Source organism: Chryseobacterium sp. UNC8MFCol (assembly GCF_000482305.1).
GTDB classification, from domain to species: Bacteria; Bacteroidota; Bacteroidia; order Flavobacteriales; family Weeksellaceae; genus Chryseobacterium; species Chryseobacterium indologenes.
Genome location: NZ_KI535291.1, coordinates 430,275 through 449,236, shown reverse-complemented (window position 1 = coordinate 449,236; position 18,962 = coordinate 430,275). Strand labels below are relative to the sequence as shown.

The 18,962-nt window shown below is 36.9% G+C and carries 18 protein-coding genes; 3 read left to right on the top strand and 15 right to left on the bottom strand.

Translation table 11 applies throughout. The features are described 5' to 3' along the window. The first annotated feature begins 71 nt into the window (after positions 1-71). Complete coding sequence (locus M030_RS0119910; protein ID WP_027375016.1) at positions 72-371, top strand: rhodanese-like domain-containing protein; 300 nt, start codon at positions 72-74, stop codon at positions 369-371. A gap of 29 nt (positions 372-400) precedes the next feature. Next, positions 401-1,018 carry a hypothetical protein gene (locus M030_RS0119905; RefSeq protein ID WP_027375015.1) on the top strand — a complete coding sequence of 206 codons (618 nt, stop codon included), beginning with the start codon at positions 401-403 and terminating at the stop codon, positions 1,016-1,018. Between the two features lie 90 nt (positions 1,019-1,108). Here the strand turns inward: M030_RS0119905 and M030_RS0119900 are convergent, their stop codons facing one another. The 13 genes from M030_RS0119900 to M030_RS0119835 all read right to left on the bottom strand — a co-directional run bounded on the left by M030_RS0119900 (position 1,109) and on the right by M030_RS0119835 (position 13,027). After that, positions 1,109-1,336, bottom strand: a complete 228-nt coding sequence (locus tag M030_RS0119900) for a hypothetical protein (protein ID WP_027375014.1) — start codon at positions 1,334-1,336, stop codon at positions 1,109-1,111. 118 nt (positions 1,337-1,454) lie between these two features. Beyond that, entirely contained in the window at positions 1,455-2,222 is a 768-nt protein-coding gene (locus tag M030_RS0119895; RefSeq protein WP_027375013.1) for an alpha/beta fold hydrolase, read from the bottom strand. Positions 2,223-2,224: 2 nt separating this feature from the next. Next, positions 2,225-3,214 carry an NAD(P)H-dependent flavin oxidoreductase gene (locus M030_RS0119890; protein WP_228375297.1) on the bottom strand — a complete coding sequence of 330 codons (990 nt, stop codon included), beginning with the start codon at positions 3,212-3,214 and terminating at the stop codon, positions 2,225-2,227. 157 nt (positions 3,215-3,371) lie between these two features. Then, positions 3,372-4,739: a peptidylprolyl isomerase gene (locus tag M030_RS0119880; protein WP_027375011.1), complete on the bottom strand. Its 1,368-nt coding sequence runs from the start codon at positions 4,737-4,739 to the stop codon at positions 3,372-3,374. Between the two features lie 87 nt (positions 4,740-4,826). Next, complete coding sequence (locus M030_RS0119875; RefSeq protein ID WP_027375010.1) at positions 4,827-5,750, bottom strand: PfkB family carbohydrate kinase; 924 nt, start codon at positions 5,748-5,750, stop codon at positions 4,827-4,829. Between the two features lie 27 nt (positions 5,751-5,777). Further along, complete coding sequence (gene gldD / locus M030_RS0119870; protein WP_034722874.1) at positions 5,778-6,335, bottom strand: gliding motility lipoprotein GldD; 558 nt, start codon at positions 6,333-6,335, stop codon at positions 5,778-5,780. Between the two features lie 44 nt (positions 6,336-6,379). After that, entirely contained in the window at positions 6,380-7,414 is a 1,035-nt protein-coding gene (locus M030_RS0119865) for an A/G-specific adenine glycosylase (RefSeq protein ID WP_027375008.1), read from the bottom strand. Between the two features lie 103 nt (positions 7,415-7,517). Further along, positions 7,518-8,879 (bottom strand): hypothetical protein, encoded by a 1,362-nt coding sequence (locus M030_RS0119860; protein ID WP_027375007.1) that lies wholly within the window; start codon positions 8,877-8,879, stop codon positions 7,518-7,520. Between the two features lie 51 nt (positions 8,880-8,930). After that, the gene (locus M030_RS0119855) at positions 8,931-9,758 is read right to left on the bottom strand and encodes a hypothetical protein (RefSeq protein WP_034722873.1); all 828 of its coding nucleotides are present in this window, start codon (positions 9,756-9,758) and stop codon (positions 8,931-8,933) included. An 11-nt stretch (positions 9,759-9,769) separates the two neighbouring features. Continuing rightward, complete coding sequence (locus tag M030_RS0119850; RefSeq protein ID WP_123841014.1) at positions 9,770-10,330, bottom strand: hypothetical protein; 561 nt, start codon at positions 10,328-10,330, stop codon at positions 9,770-9,772. 328 nt (positions 10,331-10,658) lie between these two features. After that, positions 10,659-11,123, bottom strand: coding sequence for a hypothetical protein (locus M030_RS0119845; RefSeq protein ID WP_228375295.1), 465 nt, complete (start codon positions 11,121-11,123; stop codon positions 10,659-10,661). A gap of 75 nt (positions 11,124-11,198) precedes the next feature. Then, the gene (locus M030_RS0119840) at positions 11,199-12,560 is read right to left on the bottom strand and encodes a DUF5458 family protein (RefSeq protein WP_027375003.1); all 1,362 of its coding nucleotides are present in this window, start codon (positions 12,558-12,560) and stop codon (positions 11,199-11,201) included. 20 nt (positions 12,561-12,580) lie between these two features. Continuing rightward, positions 12,581-13,027, bottom strand: coding sequence for a type VI secretion system contractile sheath small subunit (locus tag M030_RS0119835; protein WP_027375002.1), 447 nt, complete (start codon positions 13,025-13,027; stop codon positions 12,581-12,583). 339 nt (positions 13,028-13,366) lie between these two features. Between M030_RS0119835 and M030_RS0119830 the strand changes: the two genes are divergently transcribed. Then, positions 13,367-14,413: a hypothetical protein gene (locus M030_RS0119830; protein WP_027375001.1), complete on the top strand. Its 1,047-nt coding sequence runs from the start codon at positions 13,367-13,369 to the stop codon at positions 14,411-14,413. Positions 14,414-14,479: 66 nt separating this feature from the next. Here M030_RS0119830 and M030_RS0119825 read toward each other — a convergent pair whose 3' ends face one another. Together M030_RS0119825 and M030_RS0119820 are read right to left on the bottom strand one after the other, a co-directional pair. Continuing rightward, on the bottom strand, positions 14,480-16,573 hold the full coding sequence (locus M030_RS0119825) for a M13 family metallopeptidase (RefSeq protein ID WP_027375000.1): 2,094 nt from the start codon (positions 16,571-16,573) through the stop codon (positions 14,480-14,482). A 189-nt stretch (positions 16,574-16,762) separates the two neighbouring features. Beyond that, a complete protein-coding gene (locus tag M030_RS0119820; protein ID WP_027374999.1) occupies positions 16,763-18,820 on the bottom strand; it encodes a M13 family metallopeptidase in 2,058 nt (685 codons plus the stop codon). Between the last annotated feature and the right edge of the window lie 142 nt (positions 18,821-18,962).

Here is an 18,962-nt window from a genome sequence, read left to right as displayed (position 1 = left end):
GATCAGGCAGAGAGTTTTTCATAAAAAATTACGTAATTTCGTTTATAATTTAATGTTTAAAACAAACAACTATGTCTTTAATAGAAGTAATACAATCCGGAAATTATGAATTGATCGACGTTCGTGAGCCTATGGAGCTTGAAATGGACGGAAATATTGAAGGTGCTAAGAATATTCCTCTTGGTGAAGTAGAAGATAGACAGGATGAAATTTTATCTATCGAAAAACCGGTAATCATTTTCTGCAGAAGCGGAAACAGAAGTGGAAAAGCGTTAGAATATCTTACCGCTCAAGGATTAAAAGACGGTTATAACGGCGGAGGCTGGGCTGAGCTGAAAGCTGCACTTGAAGCAAACAGAGGAACTTTTTAAAAGTTCCTTTTTTTATTCCCTTATGTATTATGAATGTAAAAAATCAGTTTGAACAGCTTTGTGTATCATTGACAACGGATGAAAATTTAATTTCTACCTTATGGAAAGAAATCGAGAAAAAATATACTGAAAAAAGCAGACATTATCACGTCCTGACCCATCTTGAAAATATGTTTCTTGAGCTTGAATCTGTACAAGATAAAATTTCAGATTGTACAGCTGTTTCTTTTTCTGTATTCTACCACGATATTATTTATGATGCCACCTCAAAATCTAATGAGGAAAAGAGTGCTGGGGTTGCCAAAACGAGACTTGCCCGGTTGGGTTTACATCAAGATAAAATCAGTCTTATTTCTGACCAGATTATCGCTACAAAAGCTCATTTGAAATCTGAGCATACGGATACCAATTATCTGTTGGATGCAGATCTTTCTGTCCTTGGAAAGGATCTTGGAACCTATCTGGATTATACCCAAAAGATCAGAAAAGAGTATTCTATCTATCCAAATATTCTGTACAATCCGGGAAGGAAAAAAGTACTCAGACATTTTCTGGAACTTGAAAGTATCTTTAAGACAGATTATTTTAAAGAGAAATACGAAATGCAGGCAAGAGACAATATAAGTCATGAGATAGGATTGCTGTAAAAACAATTTTCATAAAAAAACCGCCTTTGCAGACGGTGTATTATTTTGCCGGAAGATTTATCCGGTTCCGGAATTTTCAAAAAAACTCATTTACGGATGGATTCCACAGGCTAAAAGCTTGCCCCTGAGTATGGCTATTGCTTCCACATCAGAGTGGCCCTCTGCTCTAAGCTCATTCATATAACTCTGGACATAGGTGAAATCAAATTTATAAGCGCAATCAAATTCTGATATACCTCCAAGAACGGTTTTTAACTGTTCTGAAGTTAACCTCTTCCCTTTCAGGTTCAGTTTGTTTTTTAAGTCTGCATTTTTCATAAATATTTATTTTTTTGGTGTATTAAAATTAAAAAATATTCCTTTGGCTCAAAAATCTCTTTTAAAAAAAAGCATTCATAAAATAATATTTTTACATAATTAATACATTTAAAAGTCACTACAAATTCCCTACAAATCTGGCTGTGGCCTTCAATACCTGCTCAGGTACTTCTTTATGTGGTGTATGACCGATACCGGGAATGATATATTTTTCCGCAAGACCGCTTGTCTGGGTAATCGTTTTTTCTACCTGATCTAAACTACCGTATTCATCTGCTTCTCCCTGGATGAATAGGAGCGGACAGGTAATATCTTTCAGAAGGTATTCAATATTCCAGTTTCGGAATTCGTCGCAAGTCCAGGTTTCCGTCCAGGCTTTAAATAATGTATCTGTTTTGTCTCCGTGATATTTCTGTAAACGTTCTGCCAGATTGGTGGTTTTATAAGCATCCCAGGCATTATAAATGCCTTTTAGAGTTACTTCTTCTACAAAGATATGCCCTGCTTCACAAATCACGGCCTTCACATTTGCCGGATATTTTGCGGCGGTAGTCAGAGCAATGGTACCACCATCACTATGCCCGAACAGAATAGCATTGCTGATATTCATCTGATCAAGAAGATCATTCAACAGATCTGCCTCCAGTTCCATATAATTGACAGGTCTTTCGTGGGTAGGCATTGGGTTTGACTTTCCATATCCTAATCTATCGTACGCGAGAATATTGCATCCTGTAACATCGGATACTTTTCCCGGAAAATCTCTCCAAAGCTGCACAGAACCTAGTGAGTCGTGCAAAAAAACAATGGTAGGTCTTTTCTCGTTTATATGTTGGTATTCTATGTATAGCTTTTGTCCTTTTACCTCAATTATTCGTGTATCCATTCTTAAAAAGCCGGCATTTTTACTTCTTCAAATTCTTTTAAAAGGTGATTGAAAACAGTTTCTACAGGTAGAACTTCATCTATTAAAGCGGATACCTGACCGATTTCCAATTCTCCATCTTCCATATCACCTTCAAACATTCCACGCTTTGCCCTGGCTCTGCCTAATGATGCGACTAATGCTTCTTTATCTCTACCGATCTGGTAAATATCTTCCAGTTCATTAAAGAACTTATTTTTAACCATTCTGACAGGTGCCAGTTCTTTGAGGGTAAGATGGGTATCTCCTTCCTTCAGCTCTGTGATTTTCTTTTTCCAGTTTTCATGTGCACTTGCCTCGGTAGTCGCAGCAAATCGGGAACCAATCTGTACACCATCCGCACCTAATATCATGGCAGCTTTCATCTGGGAGCCTAAAGCAATTCCCCCCGCTGCAATCAGGGGTTTAGAGATATGTTTTTTCACATTGGGAATAAGACAGAAGGTAGTCGTCTCATCTCTTCCGTTGTGCCCTCCGGCTTCAAATCCTTCTGCTACGATAGCGTCTACTCCGGCCTCTTCACATTTAACTGCAAATTTGGTAGAGGAAACGACGTGAGCAACTTTTATCCCTTCTTTCTGTAAGGTTTCTGTATAGGTTTTCGGGTTTCCGGCAGATGTAAAAACAATATTCACCCCTTCTTCTATGATAATCTGGATAATTTCCTCAAGATTTGGATACAGCATCGGAACATTTACTCCGAAAGGTTTATCAGTCGCCAATTTACATTTCTGTATATTTTCTCTAAGGATATCGGGATACATGCTTCCGGCTCCTATTAAACCCAGACCTCCACAGTTAGAAACAGCAGACGCCAGCCTCCATCCTGAGTGCCAGATCATGCCTGCCTGGATTATCGGGTATTTTATATTGAAAAGTTCTGTAATTCTATTTTGACTGGCCTGCATATCATGAAGTTTTTTTGCCGAATTAAAATCTATAAAATTGCTCATATGTAAAAATAATAAAAACATAGGATTGATGGGCGAAATATTAGTAGATTTTCTGCCAGTCAGCCTAAAAATAATATGACCGGGTCAGGTGATCCGCTAAAGAAGTATTGTTTTGCAGCAATAAAAAAAACCTTCAGAAATTCTGAAGGTTTTGATATTATTTTTTGATTGCGTCTTTCTTCCAGTTGGCCTTAAAGTTACAGTTGTCGTAACGTCCGTCTATGGAAATGAAAGTTGTCGGTAGTTTGGAATTAACAAACTTTTCAACCATTTCATTTTTCTTTTTATTAAGCGCCATTTGTTTGATTCTGCTAAAGTCAGTTTCAAGGGTGATCTGGTGGGCCGGAATAACATCATCCAGTTTAATGATCTTTACTACCTTTCTTCTGTTTTCTTCTTCATCAAAAGCAGTGGTAATATCTCCTTTATTCAATCCTGCCAATTCATAGCTGATCGTTCCAGGGATGCTTTCTCTTTCGATTTTATCAGAACCATCTGCTCCCGGAATGATCCCGGCGTTGAATTTGGTTCTTTTATCATCTGAAAATTTGAATGCAGCATCTTTAAATGTTATTTTACCTTCTAAAATCAGGCCTCTGATACTGTCTAATTTTGCTTTGGCAGTTTTCATTTCATCATCTGTAGGGGTAGCTTTCAACAGGATATGTCTCGCATCATAAACTTTACCTGATCTCTTAACCAGCTGAATAATGTGATATCCGAATTCAGATTCTATAGGGTCAGAAATTTCGTTTTCCTGAAGGTTCAGTGCTGCGGCCTCGAAAGGCTTTACCATCTGTCCTTTGTTGATGTTTTTATAAAGTCCTCCGTTGGAAGCTGAGCCTTCGTCTTCGGAGTAGATTCTGGCCTGGCTTTCAAAAGTTTCACCACCGGCAATATCCTGTTTGATCTTTTTCAGTCTGTTGATAAGATCTTGTTTATGAGCTTCCGTTAATTTCGGGTACATCATGATCTGTGCCAGTGTCACCTCATCTTTTACCTGAGGCAGCTGCATTTTATAGAGGTTGTAGAAATCGGTCACCTCGTTAGGAGTTACGTCAGCTTTATCGGTAACTCTCTGATATTTTGCCTGCCCGTAATATTGATCTGTATCGATTTTCTCGATCGCGTTCTTCATTTCATAGGCATTTCTGAACTTATAGGCAGCTAATAATGTTTTTTCATCAGGAAATTGAGATAGCAACTGACGGTATTTCTGATTAGCCTGCTCTTTGATAGCAGCAGAACGGTTTTCAATTAATGTATCTTTTTTAGCTTCGTATACAAGAAGTTTATTACTGATCAGGTTTTCCAGGAACTCACACTTATCTGTGTTTGAAGCTCCCTGCTGTTTCCCATAATTCATCTGTTCAGTTACATCAGATTCCAAAACAATTTCGTTCCCGATAACAGCAGCAATACCATCCACTAAATCTCCCGGTTTTAATTGGGCATTCATCATATTTGAAGAGAATATCATCATGAAAATCCCAAGGAGAAAAGTGATTTTTAGTCTATTTGTCATTTTACTATTTTAAACAAGTTGCAAATTTAGAATTCTTAACGAATTTTACTCAATTTTTTATTATAAATATTTCTTAAAAAGACTTATTTACTGCAGTTCAACATCAAATGTCGTCAATTCTTTAAATTGTCTCAATCTGCTGAACATATCCGATTCGTTTACTTCCTGAATTCTTTGTGTTCCGAATTTTTCTACGGTGAAAGATGCCATGGCAGATCCTACGATCAAAGCAGATTTCATGGTATCAAAATCAATTTTACCTTTTTTGGCAAGATAGGCAGCAAAACCTCCCGCAAAAGTATCTCCGGCACCGGTTGGATCGAATACATCTTCAAGAGGAAGTGCAGGAATTGCAAATACTTTACCGTCATGGAAAAGTAAAGCCCCGTGCTCTCCTTTTTTAATGATTACATATTCCGGTCCCATCGTGTGGATCTTTTTAGCTGCTTTTACCAGAGAATATTCTCCTGAAAGCTGTCTTGCTTCTTCATCATTGATGGTGATTACGTCTGTTTTTGCGATCATATCCATCAGAATATCCCAAGCGCAATCCATCCAGAAATTCATGGTATCAAGGATTACCAGCTTAGGACGGTTGTTCATTTTTTCCAGTACGGATAACTGAACTCCAGGGTGTAGGTTTCCAAGTAATAAAATTTCGGCATCCTGCATTGAATCCGGAATTTTCGGATCAAAGTTTTCCAGTACGTTTACTTCTGTAGCCAGGGTGTCTCTGGTATTCAGGTCATTATGATATCTCCCTGACCAGAAGAAAGTTTTCCCATCTTTTACGATCTCAATTCCTTCGATATTTACTTCTCTGTTTGTGAACATATCCAGATGCTCCTGTGGAAAGTCTCCTCCTACTACAGAAACGATACCGGATTTAACGCCTAAAATAGATGAAGTGATCCCAATATAAGTGGCAGCTCCGCCTAAAATTTTATCCGTTTTACCAAATGGTGTTTCAATTGCATCAAATGCAACACTTCCTACAACTAAAAGTTTCATATATTTTTCAATGTATATTAAAAGTAATTATTTTTTCCATTCAAAAGAATCCAGCAGGTGTTTCATATCGTTTTTGATATAGTTTACCGCAGGAGCCAGGGAGTCCGGTTTCGGTCTCGTATTAAAGTATAAGTATGCAGTCACGAAGTGTTTCGTACTGTCTGTAATGTAAAATTGAAGATTGGAGGCACTTTGTCCTTTAAGCTCATAAAAATTCCCGTATACTTTTTTTTCAGGGTATTCGAAAGATTTTGTGTCTATGGAACTCGCCTTAATGGTATGCTCGTACACCATTTTTTCTGCTTCTTTGATATGTGCAGCAAAGTCATTCTGTATCGGATAGTAAGTCAGGAAGACCTTCGCTTTCATTGAAGGGTAGTTCAGATAATACCAACATGGCTTTTTAGCATCTGTGATAGTAGCAAAATCTGAGTATTCAAAAGTATAGGCGCAGTTGTTTTCAAACTTTTGATATTTCGGTGCAGGATATTCCAGGCGCAATTCTCCGTAAGGTTTCGGAACCTGGTCTTTTCCACATGAAATTAAAAGCAGCGATACAAAAATAAAAATGACCTTTTTTATCATTTTGCAAAAGTACAAATTAGATTTTAGATTTAGGAAGACAAATTTCAGTCTTTCAGAGAGTTTTGAATGTAATTTTCAAGAGGCTTGGGGAAGGATTTATCGTGGGATGCCTGCGCATCAGTGATCATGTACTGATTTTCAGCGATAAAATCATTCCATACTTCTTCTGAATCTATTTCAACCTTAAAAATTTCTATACTTAAGTTCTTGTGAGTCAGTTTATGGGTAATGGTCTTTGAACCGGTAATAAAGGGTTCCATTTCAGCTGTAATGGCAGTCGGAAATTCGAATAGTTTCTTCCAGATAAAGTCATCTTTTCTCTGCTGAATCAAAAAATCTCCGTTTCTATGTACAAAATAATAGGTCAGAGCGAGGTCTTCTGCCTTTACTTTTTTAGTTTTCACAGGATATTGTGAAACTTTTTGCATGGAAAAAGCCAGGCAATCTTCATTAATCGGGCATTCACCACATACAGGGTTTTTGGGTTTGCAAATTTCAGAACCTATATCCATCATGGCCTGATTAAAGTCTCCTACATTATCCGGCATCACCAAGGTTGCCAATTCCGAAAAATAGGCAAAAGCCCTTGAATTTGAAATATCAAAATCATCTGCAAAAAGACGACTCAGGACACGGTAGAAATTACCGTCAACAGCCGGCATTTTACCTCCAAAACAAATGCTTGAAATGGCAGCAGCGGTGTACTTCCCTACTCCTTTTAACTTTAGAATTTCTTCATATTGAGAAGGGAATATGCCGTGGTAATCATTCATAATCTGCCGGGCAGCGGTATGGATATTAATGGCTCTGGAGTAATAGCCCAGCCCTTTCCAATAGAGTAACACCTCGTTCTCTTCAGCTTCTGCCAAAGTTTTTACATCCGGAAATCTTGTAACGAAATTATTGTAGTGATTGAGTCCCTGATTAATCCTGGTCTGCTGAAAGACAATTTCACAAATCCAGATTTTATAAGGATCTTTCGTCTGCCTGAAAGGCAAATCTCTCGCATTATTTCTATACCATTCCAAAAGCCTGTTTCCTACATGCAGAAAATCTGAGGCTGCTCTATTTTTTTCCAAAAACTTAAACTATTTAATCTTTAAGAGACTATTTTCTCTTCATTTATTTTGAAGAAGCAAAGATAAGGTTATTTTATTTTTTTATTCTATTGTGAGCGGCATACTATTCGTCAGAAAACAATTTCGTAACCAGCATTTGATAGAAAGAGTTTTTTTGATAAACCGGAACTGTAACCTGATGAAAATTAGAAGACATGACGTCTATAATATCTCCTTTTGGATTCACAACTAATGATTTTCCTAAAAATGAGTTTTTAATAAGATATCTACTGTTTTCAATTGCTCTTATCCTGATAATGTTATTGTATTGTAAACTTCCAAAAAAAGAACCATTCATAAATTCCTCACTGGCAAGCACCATGATCATATTGACGTCAGATGTTTTTTGGGCAACAAAATCAGAAAACAGGATTTCATAACATACGAATGGAAATGTATTTAACTCACCTGTTATTCTTTTTGAATCATCAACCTGATTTTTAACATAGAAAGACTTTCCAAACATGGGAACTAATAATTTTGGAGTGTATTCGCTTACCGGAACATATTTCTTTTTTGTTCTGAACATAGTATTTCTTTTGTTAATCACGGATATTCCATTAAACTTGTTGGCTGAATCATTCTCAATTTGCGACCCCATTACGAAGGTGAGATCATTATCAGTCATCCAACTATCCATTAAGTAATGAATATTCCCGTGAATAAGATCATAAGGTTTAATCTGAAAAAATAATTCAGTTGTTATGATTTTAGTTCTTTTATCAACTTTTTTTTGAGATAAAACAGATAATAATGTTCTTGTTTTTTGATAGCTGCTATCTCCAAAAGTGGCTGCATCAGGAGTGTACAAAATGATCGTTTCTTTTTCTTTAGTCTCAGGAAGGGCCCAATTGTACATTACAAGTGATAATAGGGGGAAGATCAAACATAACAAAAACATGATAACCCTTAATCGAGAATATCCTTCTGTAATTAACATATAAATAATAAATGCTAACAACAATAACCATAGGGAACCTCCATATACTCCTGTAAATGAATACCATTGAATAAGATACCACTGGTTGCTCAATACATTTCCAAAAATCAGCCAAGGCCAGGATAGATCCCATTTGGTGAGAATAATTTCACTAGCAAACCAAATAATAATAAATGCCACCTTTGTATTTTTCCACAACGGAAGATTTGCCATTATGAAAAAGAAAGTCATAATGAGGGCGTTAGAAATAAACGTAATAATAGAATACAAAGGATCAGATTGATAAAGCCAGAAAGTGACACCTACATTCAGGGATAGAAAAAATGGATAGACATAAAGTATTTTTTTACCAAAAGATTTATCTTTTATTGTATCAATGATAAAAAACAGAAGAATAATATTAACCAAAAAAAATATTCCATAATAGTTCCATGATAAAAAAGAGAACAATAAAAACGTAAAAAGATAACTACTATATTTAAACATTACAATATTCAGTATTGGAAAGAAAAAAAGGGCCGTTACAGCCCTAAAAAATTAGTATTTAATTTGAAAATCAGCTCTTGTTGCCGTAACCGCACCTATGGAAGTGTCATTTCCCGGCATCGTACCAATAGTTGGATCAGAGCCCACAGCATACGCTGACCTCGAGATATAAAAGGACAGATTGGATCCACTGGGAAAACTTGTAAGATCTTCTTCGGTCACTGTATAGCTTCCTACATCTTCAATTTCAAGATACTTCGATTTGAATGGCTGAGTATTTGGGTTAACACCAGCGTAAGGTCCGGTCATAGTCTGTTCAAATGGATTATATTCAATCATCAACGAGACTCCCATAACATTATTCATATCTCTATTCCAAGTGACCACAGTTCCGGGAGCAACGCTTCCGTTATTCAGACCTGAAACTTCAGCATTGATAATTTCCGGAATATAAACACTTAAGCCATCTCCTGCATTTTTTCCTGCAGCTCCAGTATTGGTTGTGGCAACCAGCTTATTATTAACAACTTGTAGGAATAGTTTTTTTCCAAATAATGATTTCACATCAGCCGTAGAAGCAGTCCATAAACCGCCCTTTCCGACAATATTGACTTGCGGTGATAAGGTTCGTCCATTAAAAGTTAAACTCATTGGATTTCCATCTAAAGACCGGGATGTAATATTTGAAATATTGGTTTTATCATAAATGCCATTTAAGTTTTCTATTAAAAGGTGATTTTTCGCTTCCGAATTATAAATTTTATAGTAGTTGGATTGTGCTGCTTCAGCAGTATTATTACCTTTTTCTATGCTTATATTTTCATCTTTACAGGATAACATGAGCGCACCCAACATCCAAAAACAAAATATTTTTTTCATATGATTTTAATTTAAAATAATTGTTGTACAAACGTAAAAAAGCTAAAACTGTAAGTTCCCGAATATCCCGAAGAAAACGTATATTCTGAAGTCCATTTTCCCCTCGCAGATTGAGCTGTATTAGTCCAAAATTGGTTCTTCTGCTCATAATAATCTACGGTAACTCGATAAGCAGAGTTACCAGGAACAGATATCACTTTCTGGTTGCTTGCTGTATTCCATATAGTGGTCTTTTTTCCGTTATTTCCCCATGAAGAATTGGTCATATTCGTCACGGTTACTACACAATAGAATTTTTCAAATGGGAGATCGTCTAAGCTTGATGCATAGTTGTTAGACCCCATACCCAAGTAAGGAGTTGCAGGACATGGATAGTTTCTGTAATTTACTTTAGGTAAACTGGAAATACCATATAAATTAACCGTTAAATTTTTGTCTGCAACATTACTGCTGCTTCCGCCTCCCCCTGTCGAGGGAAAATATCCTTTTATCCTGTTAGACATGAATACAAATGAAAGTATACCTACTAAAAGAATAGGGGCGATACACTTGAATGTTCTTTTTAATTCCATAGTTTTTACATTGAGGTTTAGTTATTACAACTCGATTCGAACATAAGAGTCGTTGCTTGCTCTTAAGTCGCATAAAATCAGGAGGTGAACCTTCATAACACCATTCATGTATTTGTATATCACAAGTGTAATATTTTTTTAAAATCATGGTAAGTGTTCTATCATCAGATTTATAAATTTAATCTTAGAAGCCCCACGAGAAAAATACACATTAACTTATATATCAAATACATACAACAACAAAAACAACTATACATAAATAAAAAAAGTGGCAAAAGCCACTTCAATTTTATAAAATTGATGAATTTAATTCATCAAAATAGTAGTTTTATTTTTCCTTCACAGAATATACCGGAGCCGCTTTCAACCATTGATATTTAAGATTTTTGTCTTTGGCAATAAAACGGTAACCTTTAAGTTGCTTTAGATAAACATAGATTGAATCATTACCGTGGCCTTTTAATTTTAACCTTTGAGGAGAAAGAAATTGCATAGGAAATTGTACAGTAGAATCTCTCACTGTTTTTAATACTTTACCGGAGTTTACTCTATAGATAAAAAAACCTCTTCCGCGGCCTTTTGAACTATCAGTTAGTTTTACCCCGGAACCAGCTATCACAAGTTCGCTGCCATCGAAGCATTCTTCTTCGCTCATGATGTAGGCCTTCCCTTCCTGCCGTTCATCAGCAAAAAGATCTTCTTCGTAATGACCGGGACTTTGATATTTTTTTTCACAACTTGTCAAAAAAGTCATTAATATGACCGGCAAGCCAATGAAAAGTCTTTTATTCATTTTAATATTCATAGGTGTTGGTAGAAAAAAACCGATGTAAAATTGCATCGGTTTTTAGTATTAAAAGTAATTTTTTTATTCCTGAGTGTATTCTGCATCCCATTCGTTACCATCATCTCCTTTGTGTCCGTCCAGTTTAATAACGAAACTTTTTGTCGGGAAATAGGGCGTCATACGAATGTCCAGCCATACTCTGTCTTTATTCACTCTATCCTGTTCGAAACGAACAATCTTGAATTTCTCGATCAACTTATCCGGGCCTTTGATATTGTCCAGGAATGTGACGATCTGTCTTCTCAGATCATCTTCGTTTTTGGCATTCCAGTTTTCGAAAGCTCTTCTGTTAAGGAAGTCAAGCAACACTTTGGTAACGTAGTCGAATACACGAACTACGGAATACGTCTGAAGACCGATATTGTCTCCTGTAAATAATGTTTTCGCAGAGAATGCCATAATTTTTCCGTATTCGTTGACCATCGGAACAAGACCCATTTTTTCTAACTGAGAAATTTCACTTTTCTTCAACTCGAATTTTACAGCGTCTACTTCGTTGATGTTACCATGTTTTTTACCTGCTGCCACCTGAGACATCAGTGTTTTATGGATTTTTCCTGCCAATGAAGTGGAAGGTGGAAGTTCTACATTTTCTTCTTCACCTACTTCTTCAGCTTTTCCTCTGCCTACCAACCAGTTGCACGTCATGATCACATTACTTCTGTGAAGCTCACCTCCGGTAAGGTTTGCAGAGTGGAATAAATCTACAACATCATCCGGTTTATCAAGGTTGGCGAAGTCTGTAACCATCATTACTTTATTCTCGTTACAGATTTTTGCCCATTTTTCGATCACTTTATTGGATCCTAAATATCCCGGGATTGCAAGAATTGAATAGTTATCTCTAAGATCTAAACGGTCATAATAGTTTTTGAATTCTTCAGAGATTGCATCGATAAATAAAGGATTATCTAAATCCGAAACCTGTTCCAGACTAGCATTCACAATACTTACGTTGTCCACTTTATCCAATTCTGTATTTTTATAGAATTGAGCTACGGTTCTGTAGTTGGTTTCCAACAAACGAACGGCATCCAGTGTATTTTTTAAATTTGTTTTAAGGTTCTGATCGGCTTGCTGTGCTTTAGTTTTGCACGTATCTGCCATTTTATCAGCTGATTCATTCCCCTCTAAAAGGCTTACCCAAAGATTGATCTTCTGAAGAAGTTCTTTTCTTTCGTCTGCTTTATTGCTGTCGTTCAGGAAGATCTCTTTTCTTGCCTTTCTGGTTGGGTTCATATTGGCAATACCGTCTACAACGGATTCAACAAAGCCAAATCCTCCCATTTTATTGAGCTCTGCAAGCGGGTTACCTTTCGGCTGCCCGGAATGTTGCTGCTGCCCCTGCTGCTGGCTTTCTTGTGCCTGTAATTTGCTATCCATGATTTGATTTAAGTCTTTAATTATTTTTCAAGTTCTTGTGCCACTTCTTTCAATACCTCGATGAACGCAGCTCTGGTCTGATCGTTCTCCAACATATTTCGCAGAATTTTATTGGTTTTCAGCTGACGTACAATTTTGTTGTACTGCTCCTGTTCCATACTCAGTTGCTGAAGGTAATCTGATTTTTGAGTAAGGCTTTTAGGAGTAAAGTCCCCAAGATTTTGAAAACGGAATTCTTCTTCAACAACACTTCCATCTTCCGTCTCATGCTGTACCGCTACAGAAGGTTGAAAATGTCTGAAAACGTCCTCTACGGTTTTTAATCCTGTCACGATTTCAGGAGTGTACGATTCTTCTGTTGTAAGCTGGCTTACTATCAGTGATTTATTTTCCTGTATTTCCTGAATCGCTTCATTAGCGTCTACTTTTACCTCGTTTCCGCCAACACCATAATTAAACATTGCCATATTATTATTATTTTGAGATTTCTTATTTTGGTTAATATCTGTTTTTTGAGCAATTTACCGACGAATCGAATAAATGACCAATCCAGTGTTTAAATTTAAAAAAAAACTATAACATACAAAATTTTGTCAAGATTTTTTCTTGAACTATTTAATTTTATATGGAATTATTTACCATGTAATCATCCACTTATGATATCACTAAGCTATGAAAAAATAAATAAAAACGTTGTACTATTTCTCCTTTATGCAAAAATATAGGGAATGAGATATAAAGTTCCTCAGGTTTTCAGGAAAGATAGTGAATAAATATTCTTTATATTTAAACAAAGAAACAGAGTCATGAAAGATGTAAAAATAGCGTTTAGAAAACCCATATTTCCTGTATCGGAGGCATTACAACAGTATTTGGAAAAATATAACAGAACGACTAAAATTCAGTTTCTGTATGAAGATCTTCTGAGATTCAGCGACAGTGTAAATATTCTGGACAAAGAGGGTAAAGATACTTTGTGGCTCGGGGTCATGTATCCTGAGTATGAATTCAAAGAAATTGAGGCAAACTTAAACAAAATCTATACTCTACTCCATTCCGACGGAGACACCGCTACTTTACCTTATCTGAAAGTAGATACAATCGACTTTTGTACCTTCGGGAATTCTAAACCTTTCCGGGTTCGGGTGAGGAATATTCTGAACGATAACTATACTAATTTTTACATTAAACAAGCCGATGCTTCCCGCATATACGGGCTGGAGCTCGAAGATCTGCTTTCTCCCAACCGGATTAACTTTCTGATTTATAAAAATACCCTGATCGAAGAGCACATCTTAGGAATTCCCGGAGATGTTTTTATTCAGAAGCATATGCACAATTGTACAGAGTTGGAAAAAGCACAGATCTCCAAGGAATTTGTAAAATTCAATGAACGCTGTCTCATTGGGCTTCTCGGTGACATGCGTTCTTACAACTATGTGGTGATTCCCATACACGATTTTGACCAGGTTATTTACAGGATCCGGCCTATCGATTTTGACCAGCAGACCTATGAAGGTAATTTGAAAGTGTATCTTCCCCAATATTTCAAAGAAAACAACCAAATGGTTACTATGGTGATGGAAAAACTGAAACCCAGCTCTATCGAACAGTATCGTAAGGAAGTACGCTCACAGATTGTAAAAAGAGTGACCAGCAGCAAAACCAGATTCGATGAACTCATTTCTATTATGAAAAAAGATAATATCGCGCCTGAAGCCAATGTTTCAGAATTAAAGACTGCTTTGCAAAAGCTTACTTACGATGTGAATTTCAAGTATTGTAAAAGCATGGGGGATATTATAGAAACGGGAATCAGATTTGTAGTGCGGAATTATAAGAAAGAATATTAAAAAGAGAATCCATCTCATGGTCTATGAGACGGATTCTTTCTTTTCTAACAATTTTTGGTACAATGATTACCAAATTTTTATTCTGTCCTGAGGAGCTTTATACATTTTGTCCCCCGGTTTGATATCAAATGCTTTGATGAACGAGTCCTGGTTCACCAACGGTCCGAATGCCCTGTACATTCCCGGTGAATGCGGGTCCGTTTTCACCTGGTTGATCATATACTGATCGGTTGCTTTCGTTCTCCAAACGGTAGCCCAGCTCATAAAGAATCTCTGATCCTGAGTGAATCCGCTTATTTTCCCCGGATTTCCTTTGTCTTTTAAATACATTTGAAGGGCATCATACGCTACTGCGACTCCACCTAAATCTCCAATGTTCTCACCACTTGTAAATTTACCGTTTACAAAACTTCCTTTTACAGGCTCATAGGCACTGTACTGGGCAGCAAGTTGTCCTACTTTTGTATCAAAGTTTTTACGGTCAGCATCTGTCCACCAGTTATTCAGGTTTCCATCGCCGTCAAAACGGGAACCGCTGTCATCGAACCCGTGAGAAATTTCGTGTCCGATTACTGCACCAATACCACCAAAGTTTACAGCGGCATCAGCATTAGGGTTATAGAAAGGAGGCTGAAGGATCGCCGCAGGGAATACAATTTCATTATTGGATCCGCTATAGTAAGCATTTACTGTTTGCGGAGACATTCCCCACTCTGTTTTATCAACCGGTTTCCCTACTTTATCAAGACTTCTCTGATATTGCCACGCAGCAACATTCTGAAGGTTGGAATATAATGTTGCTCCCTGTTTTGGAGATTCTACTTTTAACTGGGTATAGTCTTTCCATTTATCAGGATATGCAATTTTTACCGTAAACTTGGATAGTTTTTCTTGAGCTTTTACTTTTGTTTCAGGAGACATCCAGTCGATACCGGCAATATGGCTCTTAAACGATTTTAAAAGGTAATCGATATAGGTTTCCATCTGCTGTTTTGCTTCAGGAGTAAAATATTTTTCAACATAAAGCTTACCGAAAGCTTCTCCCAGCACACCGTTCACAAGAGTTAATCCTCTTTTGTTCATCGGACGCTGCTCTTTCTGGCCCTGTAAATATTTTGCGTAGAAATCAAATCTGATCTGCTCAAGACTGTCATCCAGATTGCTGGCGTTTCCGTTGATTAAATGGAACTTCAAATAATCCTTTAACAGAGGAAGATTTTTCTGGGTCACAAACTGATCCATATTCTGATAATATTTCAGTTCACCAATGATCACTCTGTCTGTATTCACTCCGGCTTCTTTCAGATATTTCGCTAGATCAACATTTTTAACCAGGCCTGACAATTCTGATACATTCTTAGGGTTGTACCGTAAATTGGCATCTCTGTTCTGCTCAAGGGTTAATAAATAATTCGCCAGTTGCTTTTCAAAATCTACCACATTCTGCGCTGCCTGAGTTGAATTTTTATATCCTAAAACTCCGAATAATTTCCCTGCATATGCCTGATATTCTGCTAAAGTCTTCGTATTGGCCTCATTCACTTTCTGATAATAATCTCTTCCTAAACCCAGATCAGGACCGCCAAGATAGACTGCATTCATTTTAGAATTCTTCATATCAGCTCCTACTCTCCATCCATAGAAAGAATTATCGCCTAGCTTTGTCGCTTCTAAAAGGTATTTTTGAAGATCGTTGATGTTTTTAATCGCATCAATTTTAGCAAGATCTCCTTTAATAGGGGCAAGACCTTCTGCATTTCTTTTAGCAGTATCCATAAAGGAGGCATACAGATTCTGTATTTTTTCTCCTTCGGAGCCAGCAGAATAAGATTCGGTAAGAATTTTGTTTAAAATATCCAATGAGGCATCATCCACATTTTCTCTCAATGCATTGAAAGATCCCCAATTGGCTTTGTCTGAAGGAATCTGAGTCGTTTTCACCCAATTTCCGTTTACATAGCTAAAAAAGTCATCCTGTGGACGAACATTCTTATCCATATAGGATAAATTGATTCCCTCCTCTTTTACTTCTTCCTTCACCTGTTCTGCTACCTTCGCAGTCTCAGTTTTTGTCTCTGTCGCTGTAGTTTTTGTAGCACCACACGAATTGAGAAATACAATACCCGAAAGGGCAAGTACTCCAATATTTAGCTTTTTCATTAAAGATAATTTTTGATTTTACACAAACGTATCAAATATACAAACTTTAATGATAATTGTGAAATCATGGAAAATTGAAAGTTGAAAGTTGAAAATAATGAATGCTATGGGTAAAAATTGAAGTCTAACGCTTGAAGTCTGCAGTAAGAATAAAAAAAACCGTCCAATGATGAACGGTTTCTATTTTTATTACCAGATTTTGATTCTGTCTTCCGGTGCTTTGTATAATTTGTCTCCTTTTTTCACGTCGAAAGCTTTGTAGAAAGCATCAACGTTGATGAGCGGACCAAAGCTTCTGAAATATCCCGGAGAATGGGGGTCAGTCTTCACCTGATTCACCATATATTTTTCACTTGATAAAGTTCTCCAAACGGTTGCCCAGCTTAAGAAGAATCTCTGATCCTGAGTAAATCCACTGATTTTCCCTGGATTTCCTTTATCTTTCAGATACATCTGAAGCGCGTCGTAAGCGATGTTTACCCCACCTAAGTCAGCAATATTCTCACCGTTTGTGAATGTACCGTTTACAAAAGTTCCTTTTACAGGCTCATATTTATCATACTGAGATGCCAGGGCTTTTGTTGCTTTTTCGAAGTTAGCTTTATCTTCAGGAGTCCACCAGTCTACCAGGTTTCCTTCAGCATCAAACTGAGCTCCTGAATCATCAAATCCATGGCTCATTTCGTGACCGATTACAGCCCCGATTCCTCCGAAGTTTACAGCTGCATCAGCGTTAGGGTTGAAGAATGGCGGTTGAAGAATAGCTGCCGGAAATACGATTTCGTTAAATACCGGGTTATAATATGCGTTTACAGTTTGTGGAGTCATTCCCCATTCTGTTTTATCAACCGGCTTTCCTACTTTAGCAAGGTCTTTGTTGTACTGCCATTCAGCAACGTTCTGAAGGTTCTGATATAGAGTACCTCCTTTCGCTTCAGGAGTGATTTGTAGTTTTGAATAATCTTTCCACTTGTCCGGATAAGCTACTTTCACTGTAAACTTGTTCAGCTTCTGCATTGCTTTTTCTTTTGTAGTAGAAGACATCCATGCAAGGTTGTTGATGTGAACAGCGAAACTTTTCTTTAAGTAATCGATCAGTTCTACCATCTGAGCCTTAGCTTCTGCAGGAAAATATTTTTCAACGTATAATTTTCCGAAAGCTTCACCAAGATTTCTGTTGATAAGTTCAAAACCTCTCTTATTCAATGCTCTTTGTTCCTGCTGACCTCTTAAGTATTTCCCGAAGAATGCAAATTTCATATCTCCAAGTTTTTCACTTAAATAAGAAGCACTACCGTTGATCATATGGAATTTCAGGTAATCCTTGATGACAGGAAGATTCTGGGCATTTACCAATTTATCAAAGTTCTTATAGTATCCTAATTCTCCGATGATAATTTTATCGGTATTTACTCCAACTTTTTTAAGGTAAGCAGGAAGATCAACTCCTTTTACCAAAGCTGAAAGTTCAGCCATTGTCTGAGGGTTGTACTGTAACGTATTGTCACGGCTTTGCTCGTTAGTCAGGTAAGTTTTTGCGATGCTTTTTTCATAGTCTACGATACCTTTTGCTGCGGCATCTGCATTTTTGTATCCTAATTCAGTTAGCATAGAAGCTACATATTTCTGATATTCAGCAATAGCTTCTGTATTTTTATCATTGACTTTCTGATAATAATCTCTTCCTAATCCCAGAGAAGCTTCTCCCAGATAAACGGCATTCATATTAGAGTTTTTCAAATCTGCATATACGCCCCATCCGTAGAAATTGTTTTCTCCTTCTTTTGTTACAGAAGCAAGATAGTTCTGAAGGTCAGCCATATTTTTGATGGCATCGATTTTACCCAGGTTTTCCTGAATAGGCTTGATTCCGTCAGCATTTCTCTTCTGCATATTCATATAGGAAGCATAGAGATCCTGGATTTTTTTACCTTCACTTCCGTCAGCAAATTTATCTTTCAGAAGAGAATTCAGAATGGTCATGGAATTGTTATCCGTATCCTCAGCCAATTTGTTGAAACTTCCCCACGTTGGTTTATCAGATGGAATCTTGGCAGTTTTCATCCATGTTCCACTTACGTAGTTATAAAAATCATCCTGTGGACGAACGGAAGTGTCCATCAAACTAAGGTCTAAGCCTTTATCCGTAGTATTCACAGCTACTTTTGCAGCTTTAGCTTGTGCGCTCATGGTATTTTGAGAGCAGATCCCTGCTATTAAAAACAAAGAAAGCGTTAATTTTTTCATTATGATAACAATTTATACAATATGTATGATTTATTTCTTTTTTGTTACTTTTTTGTGAAAAAAAATTAAACACAAACTCACAACTTCATAAAAACCTACATGCCAGGCCTGAAGGAGCGGGAAAAATGGAAGTTATCAATAA

What these genes read in the sequence shown, in the direction of transcription:
- M030_RS0119910 (WP_027375016.1), top strand. Translation starts at nt 72, where the DNA reads ATGTCTTTAATAGAAGTAATACAATCCGGAAATTATGAATTGATCGAC.
- M030_RS0119905 (WP_027375015.1), top strand. Translation starts at nt 401, where the DNA reads ATGAATGTAAAAAATCAGTTTGAACAGCTTTGTGTATCATTGACAACG.
- M030_RS0119900 (WP_027375014.1), bottom strand. Translation starts at nt 1,336, where the DNA reads ATGAAAAATGCAGACTTAAAAAACAAACTGAACCTGAAAGGGAAGAGG.
- M030_RS0119895 (WP_027375013.1), bottom strand. Translation starts at nt 2,222, where the DNA reads ATGGATACACGAATAATTGAGGTAAAAGGACAAAAGCTATACATAGAA.
- M030_RS0119890 (WP_228375297.1), bottom strand. Translation starts at nt 3,214, where the DNA reads ATGAGCAATTTTATAGATTTTAATTCGGCAAAAAAACTTCATGATATG.
- M030_RS0119880 (WP_027375011.1), bottom strand. Translation starts at nt 4,739, where the DNA reads ATGACAAATAGACTAAAAATCACTTTTCTCCTTGGGATTTTCATGATG.
- M030_RS0119875 (WP_027375010.1), bottom strand. Translation starts at nt 5,750, where the DNA reads ATGAAACTTTTAGTTGTAGGAAGTGTTGCATTTGATGCAATTGAAACA.
- gldD (WP_034722874.1), bottom strand. Translation starts at nt 6,335, where the DNA reads ATGATAAAAAAGGTCATTTTTATTTTTGTATCGCTGCTTTTAATTTCA.
- M030_RS0119860 (WP_027375007.1), bottom strand. Translation starts at nt 8,879, where the DNA reads ATGTTTAAATATAGTAGTTATCTTTTTACGTTTTTATTGTTCTCTTTT.
- M030_RS0119855 (WP_034722873.1), bottom strand. Translation starts at nt 9,758, where the DNA reads ATGAAAAAAATATTTTGTTTTTGGATGTTGGGTGCGCTCATGTTATCC.
- M030_RS0119850 (WP_123841014.1), bottom strand. Translation starts at nt 10,330, where the DNA reads ATGGAATTAAAAAGAACATTCAAGTGTATCGCCCCTATTCTTTTAGTA.
- M030_RS0119845 (WP_228375295.1), bottom strand. Translation starts at nt 11,123, where the DNA reads ATGAATAAAAGACTTTTCATTGGCTTGCCGGTCATATTAATGACTTTT.
- M030_RS0119840 (WP_027375003.1), bottom strand. Translation starts at nt 12,560, where the DNA reads ATGGATAGCAAATTACAGGCACAAGAAAGCCAGCAGCAGGGGCAGCAG.
- M030_RS0119835 (WP_027375002.1), bottom strand. Translation starts at nt 13,027, where the DNA reads ATGGCAATGTTTAATTATGGTGTTGGCGGAAACGAGGTAAAAGTAGAC.
- M030_RS0119830 (WP_027375001.1), top strand. Translation starts at nt 13,367, where the DNA reads ATGAAAGATGTAAAAATAGCGTTTAGAAAACCCATATTTCCTGTATCG.
- M030_RS0119825 (WP_027375000.1), bottom strand. Translation starts at nt 16,573, where the DNA reads ATGAAAAAGCTAAATATTGGAGTACTTGCCCTTTCGGGTATTGTATTT.
- M030_RS0119820 (WP_027374999.1), bottom strand. Translation starts at nt 18,820, where the DNA reads ATGAAAAAATTAACGCTTTCTTTGTTTTTAATAGCAGGGATCTGCTCT.